The following is an 18,247-nucleotide window of genomic DNA, read 5'->3' on the forward strand; positions in this document are numbered from 1 at the left end:
CAGCTTTAGACGCATGTTAATGCGGAAAAAGGTGGCGGGAGCCCGGCCGTTACCGCCGGTAATCTTCAGCCCGAATCTGATACCGTGCCAGCTTGTCGTAAAAAGTCTTGCGCGGCAGCTTCAACGCCTTCGCCGCATCTGACGCTTTGCCGTTGTGACGACCCAGCGCCGCGATAAGCAGTGACCGCTCGACCCGCGCCATCTGTTCGCTGAGGCCCAGATCTGTTGCCTGCGCGACTTCTTCCGGCATACCCAGCACAAACCGCATCGCGGCTGACATCAAGGATCGTGCGTTTCCCGGCCAGTCGCTCGCCATCAGCGACGCAAGATGCTCGGACGAAATCTCCGGGGCAGTAATTCCTGCCTGTTCCGCCGCCTGTGCCACGTAATGACGGAAGATCACCGGAATGTCGTCGGGACGTTCTGCGAGGGATGGAATACGCACGCGCATTACATCCAGCCTGTAGAACAAGTCTGCATTAAACCGCCCTTCGGAACTCAGCACCGACAGATCAGCGGTCGTTCCCGCAATGATACGCCCGCCCGGTCCATGCTCGATCAGCTCCAATGCCGCATATTGCGTAGCTTGGGGCAAGGCAGAGACTTCGTCCAGAAACAACGATCCGCCAGCGGCGTCTTCGCAGCTTTTGGCCAATTCATCGGGGCTTAGGCTTGAAGCGGTGCGTTTGACAAACGGCCCTTGCCCTGCGGGCGACATCAAATGCACGACCTCGGCGACCTTTGAAATGCCGCTGCCCGGCGGTCCTGTCACAAGTACCTCGACACCTGTCGGAGCGACGGTTCGAACCCGCTCGCGCAGCGCCTCGGCCTGCGGCGACAAGCCGAACAATAAGCGCGCGGCGGGGTCTCCACGTTCCAGCTCGGATTTCGCCGCTCTTTGCTCCAAAACCAGCGAACGCGCTGTGAAGGCGCGTTCAAGCACCTCCAAAAGGTCAGACGCGGCGCACGGCTTTTCCAGAAAATCGAACGCGCCCTTTCCCATGGCGTCGACAGCCATGGGAATATCGCCCTCCCCTGTCAAAAGCACCACAGGAAGATCCGGATCGATTTCCCGTGCATAAGACAAAAGATGGAACCCGTCCCGCCCGGGCATACGGATATCCGATATGATGACACCGGGAAAATCGCGACGGATGTGATCCTTGGCCGCCACAAAGGATCCAGCGGTCGTTGGCAGATAGTCAGCCAATTCCAGAGTTTGAGACAGGGCCTCGCGCACGGCAGCATCATCATCGACCAACAAAACCCTGCGCATCACGCGGCCTCTTCCTGGTCGCAAGGTTCCAGTTCGACGGTAAACATGGCCCCATCCTCCGTGTTCGCGCCCCGAATATCACCACCGAAGCTTTGAACCAACCCGTATGAAATCGAAAGCCCCAGCCCCAAACCTTCCGACGATCCAACGCTTTTCGTCGAATAGAAAGGCTCGAACATCCGATCGGGGTCTTCAATGCCGGGGCCTGTGTCCTGTAGGGAAACACTCAGCCGGGCACCTTTGCGCAACGTTATCGTTATTTTCCGTTTAGGTCGCCCCAGCATTGCATCCGCCGCATTGTTGATCAGATTCACAAACACCTGCACCAAACGTACTTCCCCCCCCCACACATACACAGCGCTGTTCGGGGGCTCCCAGTTCAGCGTCACATCATCATCTCGCAGGCGGGCCTCTGCCAGTTCAACTGCGGTGTTCAGAACCTGTATCAGGTCAACACGCCCCATTGGTTCGCTTTCGTTGCGGGCAAAGGCACGAAGGTTCTTGATGATCCGCGCCATCCGCGCCGCCATTTCTGATATTCGGCCCAGATTCTCGGCGGCCATTTCAGGTTTTCCCCGCGTCATGAACGCTGTGCCGTTATCTGCAAATTGCCGTATGGCCATAAGCGGCTGGTTCAGTTCATGACTGATCCCTGCCGACATTTGCCCCAAAGCGCTGAGCTTGCCCGCCTGAACCAGGTCCGCCTGGGCCCGCCGAAGCGCCGCCTCGGCTTCTTCCCGTTCCGTCACTTCCTTGCGTAAGCTGGCATTTGCAACCGTCAGGTCATGGGTACGTTTGGCCACACGGCTTTCCAGAACGGCATTCGCTTCTGCCAGCGCCCGCCGCCGCTCCATGGCAAGAAAGAGCATCGCCCCGAAGGCCAGACAAATAGCCGCGACAGCCGCTGCCTGAAGCCTGGCAAGTTGCAGCGCCGGTGCCACGTCCACCAGAACCTCGGCAGTCATATCGATAACCGGCAAATCAAGAGTCAGGTGAAGCGCATCTCGTGGCAGGTAACGCCCCCAGTTCAAATGCCACAACTCGTGCCTGCCGACTTGTTTTGAAGAAAAATCAACGGCCGCACCATCTTGCGGCGTCAATCCCGCCTCACCGTCCGCCCGGCGCCAGAACAACAGGTCGGATCTGTTGGAAATGAAAACAACACCATCGGAATCGACAAAGAAAACCGCTTCGGTACTGCCGCGCCACGTCTGTTCAACGTCCTGAACATCAGCAACAACCATCAGCGCGCCTTCGATCTGGCCAGACGGGCCAAAAGCAGGGGCGGCGTAGGAATAAATCCGGTCATCGCCCGCGGGCACAACCTCATGCGCACTGCCCAGTGCGCCCTGCATCGCACGACGGAAAGCTGGGTGCCCGGCCATGTTGCGCTGGGACACCGGTTGCGCCGACACCAAAACCTGCCCGTTCTTATCCAGATACATCATGTTTACGGCGGCAGTCTTGTCTGCAACGTCCAGCAACATTCCCCGAGCCTGGCGTAAATCGGCCTGTGTTTCCAATTCATGCAAAACGGGATGTGTTGCCATCAGCACGGCAAGTTCCTGGTACACTTGCATCTGCGTGCTCAGCCGGTCAGCCGCCAGCTCAAGATCGGCCTCTGCCTTCTCGCTCAGCTGAGACAGGGCCTGCCGATACCCATAAGACCAGACAAACCCCGACAATAACCCCACGGCGAGCAAAAAACCGGATATGAACCAAACCCTGTGCATAGACAGGGTCTTGCATTCAACGCGCCGCATGGCAAGTGTGCGGCGCATGAAGTCTTTTTCGCAATCACCGACAGACCCGGGTTTCGTCCAAAACCCCTACCCGTTCTACGACATGGCGCGACGCGCAGGCGATCTGTTCTATTGGCAGGACTACGGTATGGTCGCCGTTGTTTCATCCCGCGCGGTTCGCGCCCTGTTTCGGGATCGCAGGTTTGGACGAGAGGTTCCGCCCGAACTGGCAGAGCAAGGTCCCGCCCATCTGGCGCCATGGCTGGCCATCGAGGCCCATTCACTGCTTGAAGCAGAACCACCAAGGCACACACGCCTTCGGTCGCTGGTTATGCGCGCCTTCACGTCACGGGCGATTTCTGCGCTGCAACCCTCTATCCAAGACCTTTGCCGCGGCCTGATCAAAGACTTCCCTTACAATTCGTTCGATCTGTTGGAAGCCTATTGCACTCAGGTGCCGGTGATCACCATCTGTCGGCTTCTCGGCGTACCCGAAAGCATGGCCCCCGACCTGTTGCAGTGGTCACACGATATGGTTGCCATGTATCAGGCCAATCGCACGCAGGACACAGAAGATAGGGCCGCCAAGTCATCTCGGGATTTTACCGGGTTCCTGCAGGAATACATAGAATTGCGGCGCAAAGATCCCGGTGACGATCTGATAACCCGGTTGATACGTGCCGAAGAAGAAGGCGAGAAACTGTCGCTCGACGAACTGGTTGCCACCTGCATATTGCTGCTGAACGCAGGCCATGAGGCTACAGTGCATTCACTGGGGAACGGGGTAAAAACCTTGTTGCAGACCCATACCGCACCCGACGTCCTGGCACCTGATGGAATCGACGCAACCATCGAAGAGATTCTGCGCTATGACCCGCCTCTGCACATGTTCACTCGCTACGCGTATGAGGACATCGATCTGTTCGGCCATTCATTCAAACGCGGCGAGCAAGTGGCACTGTTGCTTGGAGCAGCCAACCGCGACCCCGCTGTCTGGGCTGAACCGAACATGTTTCAGCCGCGCCGTCCGATTGAAGTCAACACAAGCTTTGGGGGCGGAATTCACTTCTGTGTCGGAGCACCACTGGCGCGTCTGGAAATGCGTATCGCTTTGCCGATCCTGTTCGAAAGCTGTCCAAACCTGCAACTGACTGCACCGCCACTTTATTCTGACAGCTATCACTTTCACGGGCTGAATCAGCTGTTGGTCAGAACTTGACCATTGCAACACGCGCTGATCGGCGATGCCTCTGGCGATTATGAATCCGGCTGGATGAAAACACCCATCAGCTCATCTGGCTCAAAACACCCCGAAGGACGCGCCCGGAACGGGTGGAGGTGGCAGCGCCTCGGTTTCTAAGCCCCCTCGGCCAACGCATTCAGCGGCAGCATCGTCGTGGACTTGATTTCTTCCATGGACAATAAAGCCGTGACGTTATGCACGCGCACCTCCGAGATGAGCGACTGATAGAACTGATCATAGGCACGTGCGTTCTTGACCCGGACCTTGAGAATGTAATCGATGTCACCCGCCAATCGGTGCGCCTCTTGCACTTCGGGATGATCCTTCAATGCTTTCAGGAATTTACGTTGCCAGTCCGCCTCATGTTCCGAAGTTCGGATTAAGACAAAGAACGTGGCCTCGAACCCAAGCGCCTCGGCATCCAGCAGAACCGTTTGCTGACCAATAATCCCAGCCCCTTTGAGTTTACGGATACGATTCCAAACAGGCGTCTTTGAACTGCCGACCCGAGCCGCAATTTCGTCCAAAGATTGGCCCGCATCGCGTTGCAGCTCGGCCAGAATTTTTCGATCCGTGTCATCTATCCGCACCGACATTCCAATTTTCCTTCTGTTTCGATGCCCCTGTTCCGGTTTTCCAGAATTTCGGAACAATTGTCCTTATTTTAGCGGCGATATGGCGCTTTGATGGGAATATTTCCTATATTGAGGGTCAAGTCAAACAACACCCGAGACGATCCGATGCAGGATTTTCACACGACCAACCCCATAGGCCATGTCGACTTTGTCGGCGCTGGGCCCGGTGACCCCGAGTTGCTGACGCTCAAGGCGCTGGCTGCGTTTGAGCAGGCGGATGTGGTGCTGCACGATCGCCTCATCAGCAAACCAGTGCTGGACATGGCCGCTCAAAAGGCCGTTTTGGTCGATGTCGGCAAGGCCGGGTTCGGCCCCTCGTGGAAGCAGAGCGATATCGACGCGCTTCTGGTCGAATACGCCCTGAATGGCCACCGTGTGGTGCGCCTGAAATCGGGCGACCCCACGGTCTTTGGTCGTCTGGACGAAGAAATCGAGGCCATAGATGCGGCCGGTATATCCTGGCAGATCATTCCCGGCATCACAGCGGCCTCTGCTGCCGTGGCTGGCATCGGTCAAAGCTTGACTCGCCGCGGACGCAACTCGTCGGTTCGATTTTTGACGGGACACGACATGCAAGGATTCGCAGATCACGATTGGAACGCTTTGGCTCAGCCGGGTTCCGTCGCAGCGATCTACATGGGCAAGAAATCCGCTCGGTTCATTCAGGGTCGTCTGATCATGCACAGCGCAGATCGCGCCACGCCCATTACTCTGGTCGAGAATGCCTCGCGTCCGGACCAGCGGATATTGGCCACCACGTTGGACCAATTGCCCACCGATCTGGCCGCCGCCGAAATGGATGGACCGGCGCTGACCTTCTATGGCCTTGCCCCGCGCGAAGCTGCGCAGGTTGTAACCGAATTCAACAAGGAGCTTGCCTGATGGCCCGCGCTTTTTCCCCCAAAGTCGTCACTGCAAATGACTTGCTCGAAGGCGACGTGATTTATCTGACCGAAGATGACCGCTGGTCCCGTGACCTGAGCGAAGCAGAACTGATCACCGACGAGGCACATGCGCAGGTTCGCCTGCTGGATGCCGCGCGTCAGGCAAACAAAATCGTGGGCGCCTATCTGGCCGATGCCGTTGCTGGCGAAAACGGTCTCGAACCCACCCATTTCCGGGAAGACTTCCGCCGCACTGGTCCGTCCAACTATGCCCACGGCAAACAGGAAACTTCCCCGCAGCCCCGGGCCTGACCTCTGGCCCTTCTCTCTCCCCTTCAAGGCCCCAGGTTCGGGGCTGCAACCAAGGACAGCTAGACATGTATCGCTACTCCGAGTTTGACAAAGATTTTCTGGCAGAGCGTAACGCGCAGTTCCGCGCTCAGGTCGAGCGCCGTATCGACGGTTCGCTGACCGAAGACGAATTCAAACCCCTGCGCCTGATGAACGGTCTGTATCTGCAACTGCACGCCTATATGCTGCGGGTCGCCATTCCCTACGGCACGCTGAACAGCGCACAAATGCGCCAACTGGCCCTGCTGGCTGAAAAGTGGGACAAGGGCTATGGCCACTTCACCACCCGTCAGAACATCCAGTACAACTGGCCGAAACTAAAAGATGTGCCGGACATGCTGGACGCATTGGCCGAGGTTGGCATGCATGCCATTCAGACCTCGGGCAATACCATCCGCAACGTGACCGCCGACCATTTCGCCGGTGCCGCAGCGGATGAGGTCGCCGACCCGCGCCCTTACGCCGAACTGCTGCGCCAGTGGTCCACCGACCACCCGGAATTCCAGTTCATGCCGCGCAAGTTCAAGATCGCGATCACTGGTTCGGAAAACGACCGTGCTGTGATCAAAGCGCATGACATCGGCCTGCAACTGGTCGAGCGTGACGGCGTTCTGGGTACTCGTGTCATCGTCGGTGGCGGCCTGGGCCGGACGCCCATGATCGGCAAGGAACTTTCCGAATTCGTCGCATTCGATGATCTGCTGGCCTATCTGGAGGCGACCGTTTCCGTCTGGAACCAGATCGGACGCCGTGACAACAAATACAAAGCGCGCATCAAGATCACCGTGCACGAGCATGGTATCGACGCCATCCGCGCCAAGGTGAACCAGCGTTTCCTTCAGGTACGCCCGCAGTTCAAAGGCGCGGATATGAACCTGCTGGAGGAGATCAAGGATCATTTCGCGCCACCAGCCTACCGTCAGGCTTCGGTTGCGTCGTTCGAAAGCGCCTACACCAACGATCCGGTCTTCCGCTCGTGGGTCGACACAAACATCGCACCACACAAGAACGCGGACCACGCAATCGTCACGATCTCGATCAAGAAGCATGGCCTGACACCGGGTGATGCAACTGCCGAGCAGATGCGCGTGATGGCCGATCTGGCCGAAGAATTCGCCTATGACGAGCTGCGCATCAGCCATGAGCAGAACGTGATCCTGCCGCATGTCCACAAATCGGACCTGCCTGCCATTCATGCGAAGCTGAAGGAACACGAACTGGCCACCGCCAATATCGGCCTGATCAGCGACATCATTGCCTGCCCCGGCATGGATTACTGCGCGCTGGCAACGGCCCGCTCGATACCGGTTGCTCAGGAAATCGCGACCCGCTTTGAGGATATGAAGCTAGAGCATGACATTGGACACCTGAAGATCAAGATCTCGGGTTGCATCAACGCCTGTGGCCACCATCATGTGGGCCACATCGGCATCCTGGGTCTGGATCGCGCGGGCGTCGAAAACTACCAGATCACTCTGGGTGGTGACGCAACCGAGACAGCCGCGATCGGCGACCGCACCGGTCCGGGCTTTGCCTATGATGAGATCGTGCCGGCCGTGGAACGCATCGTCGACACCTACCTGGATCTGCGCGAGAGTGCTGAAGAGACCTTTCTGATGACCTATCGCCGCGTCGGCATGGCCCCATTCAAGGCCGCCCTCTACCCCGAGGCTCGGGCGAATGCCGCTTGACCTGATCCAAACGGAACTGGGCAAAGATCGAAGCGACCTGACCGAGAAGGTCAACGCATTGAATGCCCGGTTTCGTCACCACAGCGCACATGATGTGATGCATGGTGCCATTGAAGAGATCGACGAACTTGCTCTGGTCTCCAGCTTCGGTGCGGAATCGGTGGTGCTGCTTCATATGGCTGCGGTGGTCGACAAGACGACACCGGTGCTGTTCGTCGACACCCAGATGCTGTTCACCGAAACGCTGGAATACCAACAGGAAGTCAGCGAGCGTCTGGGGCTCAAGAACATCAAGATCATTCGGGCGGATGACGAAGACATTCGACGTGAAGACCCCTATGGCGCGCTGCGTACGCGCGACATGGATGCGTGCTGCAACCTGCGTAAGACATTCCCGTTGCAACGGGCATTGACCGGGTATTGCGGCTGGATTACCGGGCGAAAACGGTTCCAGTCCGGAACGCGCGCCGCGCTCGAGTTTTTCGAGGTCGAAGACGGTACGGGCCGGATCAAGGTCAATCCGTTGGCCCACTGGGCGCCGGACGATGTGCGCGCTTATATGGAAGAAAACAACCTGCCCCGGCATCCGCTGGTGGCCAAAGGATACCCATCGATCGGCTGTGCGCCCTGCACCTCGCCGGTGAAGGAAGGCGAAGACCCTCGTGCCGGACGCTGGCGCGATCAGAACAAGGAAGAATGCGGCATTCATTTTGTCGACGGCAAGATGGTGCGCATCGGAGAGAAAACATGAACGTAATCGTAACGGATGTGGGCTTTTCGCCCGATGACTGGACCGACGGCTTTGTCACTCTGGACGATGCCGCGAACGACGTGGTTGCGCTGGACGTCAGCTCGGACACGGATCCTGATGAACTTTTTGATCGTCTGGGCAGTGCCAGGCTGGTCCGGGTGGATTTTCCATCCTTCGCCGATGGTCGCGGCTTCACCATCGCCCGCGCCCTGCGCCTGAAGGGCTATACGGGACGCTTGCGCGCCAAAGGTCACGTTCTGGCTGACCAATATGCCATGGCGCGTCGCAGCGGCTTTGACGAAGTTGAGATTGACGGAGACCTGGCAGATCGCCAGCCCGAAGATCAGTGGCTTTCCCGGGCCAACTGGAAAGAGAACAACTATCAGGCCCGTTTGCGCGGTTAAAAACCGCACATCGCCGGCTTGTGACACAAAGGGGGCAATCTGTCCCCTTTTCCTGACTTGGATCAACGATTAAACGGAGATGTCGGTTTAGCAGACCGACAGGTAAACGATGACAGAGATGAAGCACGTGAGCGAAGCAACTGCCGTAAAGGCCCCCGTCCTGCCGGACGCGCAAACCGTAACCGAGGTCAAACACTGGACCGACAGCCTGTTCTCTTTCAAGGTGACGCGCCCCGCCACGCTGCGTTTCCGCTCGGGCGAGTTCGTGATGATCGGTCTGCTGGGCGATAATGGCAAGCCATTGCTGCGCGCCTATTCAATCGCCTCGCCTTCGTGGGACGATGAGCTCGAGTTCTATTCGATCAAGGTGCAGGACGGCCCGCTGACTTCGAAGCTTCAGCATATCAAGCCCGGTGACCAGATCATCCTGCGCCCAAAGCCGGTTGGCACTTTGGTGCATGACGCCCTGCTGCCCGGCAAGCGTTTGTGGTTCTTTGCAACCGGCACCGGCTTTGCCCCGTTTGCTTCGCTGCTGCGTGAACCGCAAACATATGAAGATTATGACGAGGTCATCATCACCCACACCTGCCGCGAAGTGGCCGAGTTGGAATACGGCCGCCAATTGATCGACAGCATCCGCCAGGATGAAATGCTGGCCGAGCTTATTGGCGAAGGCTTCGCTGACAAGATCCGTTATTACCCGACGACAACGCGCGAAGAGAGCCCCAAGATGGGCCGGATTACCGACCTGCTGAAGGATGGCACCGTGTTCAGGGATCTGGGCATAGGAGGCGGAATCAAGCCCGAAACCGACCGCGCGATGGTCTGCGGTTCGCTGGCGTTCAACCTGGATATCAAGGAAATCCTTGAAGGTTTTGGTCTGCGCGAAGGCGCGAATTCCGAACCCAAGGAGTTTGTGATCGAAAAGGCCTTTGTCGGCTAAAGGTAGGTTGCGTTCGGAGCTTTGTGGCCCCGAACGCAAAAAACACCGGACAAAACACTGTTTTTTCGCAACTGCCGGTGTTTATGCCGCTTGAAGTGCGGCCCGGCCCGGTTTAAATTCCGGGCTCGAAATTCTGCAATTATCAAAGGAATGAACCCATAGCTCGCAGACCTCACAACGCGCCGCCACAACGTGACACCGGCCCGCGCGTCAATGACAAGATCCGTGCCCCCGAAATCCGCCTGATTGGCGCCGAAGGTGAAAATGTCGGGGTGGTTCATCCCGCCAAAGCCATGCAGATGGCCGCCGATGCCGGTCTTGATCTGGTCGAAATTTCGCCCAATGCGAACCCACCGGTCTGCAAGATCATGGACTTCGGCAAATTCAAATATGAAACGCAGAAACGCGAAGCCGAAGCCCGCAAGAAGCAAAAGATCATCGAGGTGAAAGAGGTCAAGTTCCGACCCAACACCGACACGCATGATTACGATGTGAAGATGCGCAACGTATTCAAGTTTCTGGAGAATGGCGACAAGGTGAAAGTCACCCTGCGCTTCCGTGGCCGCGAAATGGCACACCAGAACCTGGGCCGCGAATTGCTGGAGCGTGTCGCTGAGGACATCAAAGAGCTGGGTAAGATCGAAAACATGCCGAAAATGGAAGGCCGTCAGATGATCATGATGATCGGCCCCCTTCCGCAGAAATAACCCGGCCCGAATACCGAAACGATCAAAGCCCCTTCGCCTTCGAAGGGGCTTTTTTTAAGTCGCTTTCCTGCTTTTCAACCAATGAGCCGCATCCCTGAAGTCGAACACCAACGATGTGATGTCGACGATCAGAAGCAACCAAAGAAAGCGAACAAAGGCGGGGCTTAGGAATTCTTCTGACATCAGCAGAAGCGTCACGATGATGACCAGCGGCACCCAGCACAGAACGTGCGGCAAGGCCATCGCACCGCTCATCCCGCGGGCAGCCACCATGATCGGTACGTTCAGCGCCATGCCCGCAATTGCAAGTAAAGCAATCAGATGCCCCCGTGGCTGATCAAGAAAGGCCAGCGGAAACAGGTTAACCGGCACCAAAAAAGCGGCCACCCAGATCTGCACCCACAAAGGAAGCGCTCGGAAACTGCGCCAGATATCCAGCACCATGGACTTCGCCCCATACTGATACTTCGCCGGCGACATTAACAAACGTGCTGCGGGCGAAAAGGGCATTCACAGTATTGTCAGAGCACTGCTGAAAGAGCGCGTTCCAGTTTTCCGACAAGCTCGCCTATCTGTTCTTCTTCTATAATGAAAGGCGGCGCGAGCAGGATATGGTCTCCGTTCCGACCATCCCTGGTGCCCGCCATGGGATAACAGATCAACCCCTCGGCAAGTGCTGCCTTCTTTAGCTTTCCGGCAATGCCCAGCGATGGATCAAATGGTGTCTTTGCCTCACGGTCTGCCACCAGTTCCACACCACGGAACAGGCCACGGCCCCGCAGGTCACCCACATTCGGGTGCTGTCCAAACGCGGCCTCCAGGGCGGATTGCAATTTGGTCCCCATGACCCCGGCGCGCGCTGGTAATTCACGTTCTGTTAATTCACGGACCACCGCAAGGGCGGCTGCCGTGGCCACGGGATGGCCGACATAAGTGTGACCATGCTGGAAAAACCCTGATCCATCACGGATCGCATCATATATCTCGCCCGTGCACAACATCGCCCCGATCGGTTGATAGCCTGCGCCCAACCCTTTGGCGACGCACAGAATATCCGGTGCGACGCCATCGTGATCGCAGGCAAACAAATGACCGGTGCGCCCCATTCCACACATCACCTCATCCAGAATTAGCAACACTCCGTATTGGTCGCAGATTTCGCGGATGCGCTTGAAATACCCCTGAACCGCCGGAACCGCGCCAAGGGTAGCGCCGACGACAGGCTCGGCCATAAAGGCCATCACAGTGTCAGGCCCCAGCCGCAGGATTTCCGCCTCCAACTCATTGGCGACGCGTTGACCGTAGTCAAAGCTGCTCTGGCCCTCAGGTTTCTCGGCGTATTCAAAACAGGCCGAAATATGTGTCATATCGATCAGCATCGGAGCAAACTGTGCCCGTCTCCAGGCGTTGCCACCAGCTGACAAAGCCCCCAGCGTGTTGCCATGGTAGCTCTGCTTGCGAGCTATGACATGACGACGTTCAGGCTGACCAACCTCCAGGAAGTACTGACGCGCGAGCTTGATCGCCGCTTCGGTCGCTTCGGACCCGCCCGAGACGAAATACACCCGGTCCAGGTCCCCGGGAGCATACTGGATCAACAGATCCGCCAATGCTTCAGCCGGTTCGGACGTCATGAACCCGGTATGTGCAAAGGCGATCTTTTCCACCTGCCGTTGCACCGCCTGTATCACCGCCGGGTTCGAATGCCCCAGACAGGACACTGCCGCGTCGCCGCAATCCAGATACCGCTTGCCGCTGGCATCGATCAGATAACAGCCATCTCCACCCGCCGCGATGGGAAGGTCGGATTTTGTGTGGCGCGGGAAAACATGACTCATGTTTCAGTCCTTCCAAGAGTTTCAACCAAAGCAGCGACCGAAGCCGCGTTATCCGCCCACGGTGCGCCACCTGGGCCCGTTAAGCTGTTTTCAAATCCGACCCGCACGTCGCCACCGCGCCGCGCAGCCTCGGCCAGACAGGCATGTTCCTGCGCCCCAAAAGCGCATACCATCCAATTTGACCGACTGAAGGGAAACACATCCAGATCCGCAGGGTCAGATTGCTGACCTTCGCTATACCGACCGAGCACAAGCAAACGGTCTGTCTGATCCGCTTTCACCACGCCTTTCAATTGCCAGTCTTCAAGCAAGTCCACGTCTTTCGCGTCATATAGAATATGCTGAACCCGCGTCCCCTGATCCGCGCACAACGCGTAGACCCGAGGCGCAAGATCAGGATCTCGCGCGATCTCTCTGACCGAAATGGATGCCCATTCTGGTTGAACCTTCTTCAGGCACTCAAATTGCGCTGTGACGTCGAAAACTCCTGCCGACTCGGTTGTGATCTGAACATCCATACCCGGCGCCGCACGCTGCAATTCGGTCAGCGTCTCGCGATACAATCCGGCATCCAGCGAATGGTTGCCTTCAGCATTCCGTACATGCAAATGCACGCCGTTCGCACCCGTCGCATGACAGCCACGTGCAGTCATGATGATCTCGTCCGTTGTGACTGGCAGCGCCGGGTGATCCCGTCTGCCCCGCCGGGCGCCGTTTGGTGCGACCAGAATATACGGCCTGCCAGAGGCTTTTGCTGCGTTCGATGTCATGACGTCCTCTTATCCTGCCTCCAACTAATGCGATCACCTTACGTTTTCAATTTACCCATATAAAAACATATGTTTTATATTTCACATGACGCACCCTCTCACCTCCTTGGTTACGCAATTGCGCCGCGAGATCGATGAGATGCCGGCGCAAATGCAGGTCGCCGCAAAATACATCATCGATCATCCCGGCGACTTCGCATTGAATCCAATCCGAACCACCACCGATCGCATCGGCATCAGCTCGAATGTTCTGATCCGGCTGGCGCAACGCATGGGATATGACAGCTTTGACGCTTTTCGACGTCCGTTTCGAAACGCTCTGACAACCGACGGCGAAGACAGGTTTGGGCAAGACTGGCTGGAACACCTAAAGGAACAAGGGCAGTTTGGTGCGGCGCAGGCACGATTTGCGCAGAACGAAATAAATGTCGTGTCCAGATCGCTGCGGCTCATGGCCCCTCATTTGACGGAACAGGCCGTCGCGCACATCAGGTCGGCGCGCCGCTGTTATGTGACTGCCACACGGTCCAGCCATGCGCTGGCCTATTATTTTCACTACGCCGGTCGCATGGCCCATCCCGGGCTTCAGTTGGTGCCCCGCCACATGGGCTCGGCCATCGACGACCTGGTCGAAGCCACCGCCGAGGATTGTCTGTTTGCCATCACGGTTCACCCCTATTCCGCCGACACGATTCAATCGATGCGCTTTGCGCGCGACCGGTCGATGCGTATTGTGTTGCTGTCGGACAGCAAGGTTATCGCGCCGGGGGTGGAACCGGATGTCGTCCTCCCTGTCAGCACACGAACCCTGCACCCGTTTTCAAGTTTTTCAGGGGCAATGGCCGTCTTGGAATGTCTGCTGGGGCATCTGTTTGACGCTGAGGGAGAGGCCGCCAGAGAAAGAGTGGAAGCCTATCAGAAGGCGCGGGAAGATACCGGAGCGTACTGGCGCCCCGGCGTTTTGCCAAAGCTCAGAAAACCTTGAACCAAATCATTCAAAGCTTCTGGGGCCAACACCAGAATTCAGCTTCGTTCAGGATCAGCGGCGGATTGTTCTTTTCTTTTGGCGCGGGGCTGAGGTCTGGTCGGGATTTCCTTCAACAATCCCCCGACACCCATTCCGGCAATATCTGCCCCGGTCGTTTCGATCCCGCAGGCAATACGCGATAGAACCCAATCCGCCCCGTTCAATGCCGGAGATCGCGCGCACCCGGGCAACCCGATCACCGGTCGATCCTGCATCGAACCCAGAAACAGCAGGTTTCCCGGATCAACCGGCATACCGAACCGATCCACCTGCCCGCCGGCAAGCCGAACAGCAGATGGGGCAACATCATCAGGATCCGAGGTCGCGGATCCGGTCAGTATCATCAGCAAATCACCAGCAGTCCTGGAAACCGCCTTGGCCAATGCTTCCACGCGATGCGGTACAATCTGCACATCACACAAATCCAGACCCAAGGCTTCGGTCCGCCCGCGAATGGCGGCGATCCCCTTTTCGTTGGAGGGGCCACCGGGGATATCCGTAACGATCAAACCTGCTGTCTTGTGAACGGGCCTTGCCAGACGCACGGCCCCTTGCGCCAGATTGGCGGCCCGCCGAACATCAGCTTCTGGCACGGCATATGAGATGACCTTGATGGTGGCGACCATGCCCTTCGGACCCATCTGCTGGTATTGCGGAACCGTCGCAACCGTAATCATCGGGTTGACCCGGTTGAACATCTCCAGTGCGTCCACATCCAGAACTGCCACGCCCGGCGCGTCCGCCAACAGGTTGACCCGGCCGGTAAACGCATCGGTCACGCGCAGATTGGCCGACGCCGCATCTGGCGCAAGAGCTGCGGCCAAGGTGCGTGCGGCTTCATCTTCATGGCAATCACCGGGTTCAAGGCGCGCAACGATCACTTCGCGGATGCCCGCCTGCGTCAACTGTGTCACATGCTTTGCCTGCAACGACAGTCCTTTACGCAGTTTTCTCCCGTCCGCCGTCACCGAATGAGCCAGAATGGCACCTTTTGCTTCGGAGACTGCTACCGGACCAAACCTCATGCCTTGCCTCGCAGAACGGCCGTCATCTGCGCCAGAATTGCAACGGCAATCTCGGATGGGCCGGCAGCCCCGATATCCAACCCGATTGGCCCATGAATCCTCGAGATTTGCTCATCACTGAAACCGGCCGCTTTCATACGCTCGACGCGTTTGGCGTGGGTACGTGTTGATCCCAAGGCACCAATGTAAAACACACCCGCATCCAGTGCAGCTTGCAGCGCCGGATCATCCAGTTTTGGATCATGCGTCAGCAGGACAATTGCGGTGCGCGCATCCAGCCCAAGTTTTTCCACAGCCTCATCCGGCCAATCCGTTAGGATCGTTTCCCCCGGGAATCGGGCGTTGGAGGCAAATGCGTCGCGCGGGTCGATAATGGCCGGATCATACCCAGCTATGCGCGCCATCGGCACCAGTGCCTGCGCGATGTGAACCGCGCCGACAATGATCAGCCGTAGCGGTGGGTTGTGTACCGCTACAAAGGTCCGGCCATCTTCTTCAAATCCAGAACGATCCATACGCAACCGTTCCGCATAGGCATTTCGGCGCAAGGCCCTGTGCCCGGTATCGATATTGACTTCATAAGCAATCGGTTCACGAGCCGCGCGGGCTGCAACCAGTTCCGCCAACATCGGTTCGGGCAGAACCTTCCCGACGGGTTCGACAAGAACGCGTATGGTTCCGCCACAGGCCAGCCCGACCGCAAAGGCGTCTTCATCGCTCACCCCAAATTCCAGCAATCGGGCCTCGCCTTCGTCAATGGCTTCAAGCGCTTCGACGATCACTGCTCCCTCGACGCAGCCACCCGACACAGAGCCTTCGATCCGGCCATCGCCGCCGATCACCAGTTGGGAACCAACCCGGCGCGGCGCGCTGCCCCAGGTTTCGACAACTGTAGCAAGCGCGGCGCCGCTGCCATCGCGGTGCCACTTCAGTGCCGTTTCCGGACTGTTGTCGAATCGTTCCATCAGAACCTCCAGACGTCGTCTGTTTCCCAACATAAGCAGGATTGGCCTGATGAAAAGCGCAACGCCCTTACCAAAACGTCTATGTTGAGCTTTGTGAGCCGATATCAATGCTCGAACTGTATTCAAGAAATCACAGCATTGATTGTTAGTGCCACGGGTTTTAGCCTGCGCGTGCAGCCGGCCAAGTGACCGAGCCGCATATCAAACACATTTTTTTGGAGACAAGCAGTTGAAACATTTTCTTGCATTGGGCGCAGTGGTTGGCCTTTTGACTTCAACCGCAGCGTGGGCTGACACATTCGAACGTTACGGAGAAGTAGCAGGCTGGAAAGTCTTCATCGACAACGAGAAGAAATCCTGCCTGATCGAGGCCGTGGACGATGCGGAAAACGTCGTTCAGATGGGCCTGACCGAAGATCGCGGCGTGGGATATGTGGGGGTATTCACCAAGGCGGAGACCGACATCAAACGTGGCGAGACACAAGAAGTGGCCATCTTGATCGGGGACAACATCTATCTGGGTGAAGCCACAGGTATGAAAGGCAATATCACCAAGGGCTATTCCGGTGGCTATGTCCTGTCAGACAGCCCTCAATTCGCGGATGATCTGGCCAAGAAAAAGGTCATGATCGTTTTCCCCGAAACGTCATACGCTTTCACAGTCGATCTGACCGGCACATACAAAGCTATGGAAATGGCCCGTAAGTGCAATGAAGAACAGTTGTCATAGGCGACTATTCGGAAAGCGCGGCCAACAGCCGTGCTTTCTGCCCCTGGTCATCGGGTTGTGAGATCACGGAGGCCAGATCTTCGAGCGAGGCTATTGAATGCCCTGCCCTGAAACTGTCGACATGGGGCAGCATGGCCGCCACCCCCAGAGCCTTGGGGGCAAACCCGTCCCAGCGCAGTAGCGGGTTCAGCCAGATCAGGCGTTTTGAGGACAGGTGCAGCCGCTCAACCTCTTTCTCCAGCCTCTCCGGTTCACCCCGCTCCAATCCGTCGGTGATCAGCAGAACAACGGCCCCCTGCCCCATGACCCGTCTTGACCAGTCTCTGTTGAACTGATGCAGACAGTCGCCGATGCGCGTGCCCCCTTCCCAATCCTGCGCCTCGGCCCCGGCAGCTGCAAGAGCTGCGTCAACGTCCCGCTGACGTAAGTGGCGGGTTATGTTGGTCAGGCGCGTGCCGAAAGTGAAAGCATGAACCTTGGCCCAACCTGCCCCCTTAGCGTTCGATACCGTGTGCAGGAAGTGCAGGATGGCACGGCTGTACTGGCTCATTGAACCTGAGATGTCGCACAGGGCCACAAGGTTTGGCCATCGCGGTTTGGGCTCTAGCCGGGCGATATCGCGCAACTCTCCTCCTTGCCGCATGGCTGCTCGCAAAGTGCGGGCACGGTCAATGCGGTGCCCCAGATGGCTGGATTGACCTCGTCGGGATTCGATGGGCTTGACCGGCAGGGTCAACCGCGCCAAAACGCGCTTGGCTTGCGCGATTTCGGCAGTGCTCATCTGTTCAAAGTCCAGATTGCGAAGACGCTCCTCGGACGATGCCGTCTGCGTGGCGTCAATCTCGATTTCAGTTTCGCCTTCGTCTTGTGCCGCCAGCTCGGGCGTGTCGTGTTCGACGCCATCCAGAAGGGCCTCAGCCGCGCGTTTTTCGCCAGCATCCGCCTTGCGATCCTCCTGCACGCCCCGAATGGCGGGAAGCATCATGGCCATCATGTGCTCCATGTATCGCGGGTCGCGCCAGTACATTCGGAAGACTTGTGCGAAGACCGTGCGATGTTCGGGACGATTTACGAAACAGGCGTGCAGCGTCCAGTAGAAATCCCGTTTCTCGGTAAAACCCGCGGCTTGCACCGCGCGAATTGCGTCAATCACCCGCCCCGGACCAATCGGCAGACCCGCCTTCCGCAGCGCGCGGGCAAAATGGGTAATGTTCTGCGCCAGCTTCGGGTAGTCGGGAATTTCCAGCGGGATTTGTTCGGCCATA

At 57.7% G+C, this 18,247-nt stretch carries 19 protein-coding genes; 10 read left to right on the forward strand and 9 right to left on the reverse strand.

The window, feature by feature from the left end:
- Positions 1-49 precede the first annotated feature (49 nt).
- Both D1823_RS06210 and D1823_RS06215 read right to left on the reverse strand, forming a co-directional pair.
- Positions 50-1,279 carry a sigma-54 dependent transcriptional regulator gene (locus D1823_RS06210; protein ID WP_117869094.1) on the reverse strand — a complete coding sequence of 410 codons (1,230 nt, stop codon included), beginning with the start codon at positions 1,277-1,279 and terminating at the stop codon, positions 50-52.
- Complete coding sequence (locus D1823_RS06215; RefSeq protein ID WP_117869095.1) at positions 1,276-3,057, reverse strand: ATP-binding protein; 1,782 nt, start codon at positions 3,055-3,057, stop codon at positions 1,276-1,278. Before D1823_RS06215 ends, D1823_RS06210 begins: the two co-directional genes overlap by 4 nt.
- Here D1823_RS06215 and D1823_RS06220 point away from each other — a divergent pair.
- Positions 3,056-4,237: a cytochrome P450 gene (locus tag D1823_RS06220; RefSeq protein ID WP_117869096.1), complete on the forward strand. Its 1,182-nt coding sequence runs from the start codon at positions 3,056-3,058 to the stop codon at positions 4,235-4,237. The two genes, D1823_RS06215 and D1823_RS06220, sit on opposite strands and share 2 nt — an antisense overlap.
- Before the next feature lie 137 nt (positions 4,238-4,374).
- Here D1823_RS06220 and D1823_RS06225 read toward each other — a convergent pair whose 3' ends face one another.
- The gene (locus D1823_RS06225) at positions 4,375-4,857 is read right to left on the reverse strand and encodes an Lrp/AsnC family transcriptional regulator (RefSeq protein ID WP_117869097.1); all 483 of its coding nucleotides are present in this window, start codon (positions 4,855-4,857) and stop codon (positions 4,375-4,377) included.
- 90 nt (positions 4,858-4,947) lie between these two features.
- Between D1823_RS06225 and cobA the strand changes: the two genes are divergently transcribed.
- The 7 genes from cobA to infC all read left to right on the forward strand — a co-directional run bounded on the left by cobA (position 4,948) and on the right by infC (position 10,627).
- Positions 4,948-5,778 carry a uroporphyrinogen-III C-methyltransferase gene (gene cobA, locus D1823_RS06230; RefSeq protein WP_254683803.1) on the forward strand — a complete coding sequence of 277 codons (831 nt, stop codon included), beginning with the start codon at positions 4,948-4,950 and terminating at the stop codon, positions 5,776-5,778.
- A complete protein-coding gene (locus D1823_RS06235) occupies positions 5,778-6,092 on the forward strand; it encodes a DUF2849 domain-containing protein (RefSeq protein ID WP_117869099.1) in 315 nt (104 codons plus the stop codon). The genes cobA and D1823_RS06235 overlap by 1 nt, the downstream gene beginning before the upstream one ends.
- Before the next feature lie 65 nt (positions 6,093-6,157).
- Positions 6,158-7,822 carry a nitrite/sulfite reductase gene (locus D1823_RS06240; protein WP_117869100.1) on the forward strand — a complete coding sequence of 555 codons (1,665 nt, stop codon included), beginning with the start codon at positions 6,158-6,160 and terminating at the stop codon, positions 7,820-7,822.
- Positions 7,812-8,573: a phosphoadenylyl-sulfate reductase gene (locus tag D1823_RS06245; protein ID WP_117869101.1), complete on the forward strand. Its 762-nt coding sequence runs from the start codon at positions 7,812-7,814 to the stop codon at positions 8,571-8,573. Before D1823_RS06240 ends, D1823_RS06245 begins: the two co-directional genes overlap by 11 nt.
- Entirely contained in the window at positions 8,570-8,977 is a 408-nt protein-coding gene (locus tag D1823_RS06250; protein WP_117869102.1) for a DUF934 domain-containing protein, read from the forward strand. The genes D1823_RS06245 and D1823_RS06250 overlap by 4 nt, the downstream gene beginning before the upstream one ends.
- Before the next feature lie 109 nt (positions 8,978-9,086).
- The gene (locus D1823_RS06255) at positions 9,087-9,920 is read left to right on the forward strand and encodes a ferredoxin--NADP reductase (protein WP_117869103.1); all 834 of its coding nucleotides are present in this window, start codon (positions 9,087-9,089) and stop codon (positions 9,918-9,920) included.
- A gap of 158 nt (positions 9,921-10,078) precedes the next feature.
- Entirely contained in the window at positions 10,079-10,627 is a 549-nt protein-coding gene (gene infC / locus D1823_RS06260; RefSeq protein WP_117869104.1) for a translation initiation factor IF-3, read from the forward strand.
- A 54-nt stretch (positions 10,628-10,681) separates the two neighbouring features.
- On the opposite strand, the gene D1823_RS06265 is transcribed toward infC, so the two are convergent.
- The 3 genes from D1823_RS06265 to D1823_RS06275 are packed head-to-tail and all read right to left on the reverse strand — an operon-like array spanning position 10,682 to position 13,235.
- Positions 10,682-11,107: a hypothetical protein gene (locus D1823_RS06265; RefSeq protein WP_162896776.1), complete on the reverse strand. Its 426-nt coding sequence runs from the start codon at positions 11,105-11,107 to the stop codon at positions 10,682-10,684.
- A gap of 41 nt (positions 11,108-11,148) precedes the next feature.
- A complete protein-coding gene (locus tag D1823_RS06270) occupies positions 11,149-12,465 on the reverse strand; it encodes an aspartate aminotransferase family protein (protein ID WP_117869106.1) in 1,317 nt (438 codons plus the stop codon).
- Positions 12,462-13,235 carry a 3-keto-5-aminohexanoate cleavage protein gene (locus tag D1823_RS06275; protein WP_117869107.1) on the reverse strand — a complete coding sequence of 258 codons (774 nt, stop codon included), beginning with the start codon at positions 13,233-13,235 and terminating at the stop codon, positions 12,462-12,464. The genes D1823_RS06270 and D1823_RS06275 overlap by 4 nt, the downstream gene beginning before the upstream one ends.
- A gap of 85 nt (positions 13,236-13,320) precedes the next feature.
- On the opposite strand from D1823_RS06275, the gene D1823_RS06280 reads away from it, so the two are divergent.
- Complete coding sequence (locus tag D1823_RS06280) at positions 13,321-14,220, forward strand: MurR/RpiR family transcriptional regulator (RefSeq protein ID WP_117869108.1); 900 nt, start codon at positions 13,321-13,323, stop codon at positions 14,218-14,220.
- A 38-nt stretch (positions 14,221-14,258) separates the two neighbouring features.
- On the opposite strand, the gene D1823_RS06285 is transcribed toward D1823_RS06280, so the two are convergent.
- Entirely contained in the window at positions 14,259-15,287 is a 1,029-nt protein-coding gene (locus tag D1823_RS06285) for a molybdopterin-binding protein (protein ID WP_117869109.1), read from the reverse strand.
- Complete coding sequence (locus D1823_RS06290; RefSeq protein ID WP_117872771.1) at positions 15,284-16,252, reverse strand: XdhC family protein; 969 nt, start codon at positions 16,250-16,252, stop codon at positions 15,284-15,286. The genes D1823_RS06285 and D1823_RS06290 overlap by 4 nt, the downstream gene beginning before the upstream one ends.
- Positions 16,253-16,481: 229 nt before the next feature.
- Between D1823_RS06290 and D1823_RS06295 the strand changes: the two genes are divergently transcribed.
- The gene (locus D1823_RS06295; protein ID WP_117869110.1) at positions 16,482-16,982 is read left to right on the forward strand and encodes a hypothetical protein; all 501 of its coding nucleotides are present in this window, start codon (positions 16,482-16,484) and stop codon (positions 16,980-16,982) included.
- Positions 16,983-16,986: 4 nt separating this feature from the next.
- On the opposite strand, the gene D1823_RS06300 is transcribed toward D1823_RS06295, so the two are convergent.
- A complete protein-coding gene (locus D1823_RS06300; RefSeq protein ID WP_117869111.1) occupies positions 16,987-18,246 on the reverse strand; it encodes a VWA domain-containing protein in 1,260 nt (419 codons plus the stop codon).
- Position 18,247 lies beyond the last annotated feature (1 nt).

It is taken from the genome of Ruegeria sp. AD91A, from assembly GCF_003443535.1.
Taxonomy (GTDB): Bacteria; Pseudomonadota; Alphaproteobacteria; order Rhodobacterales; family Rhodobacteraceae; genus Ruegeria.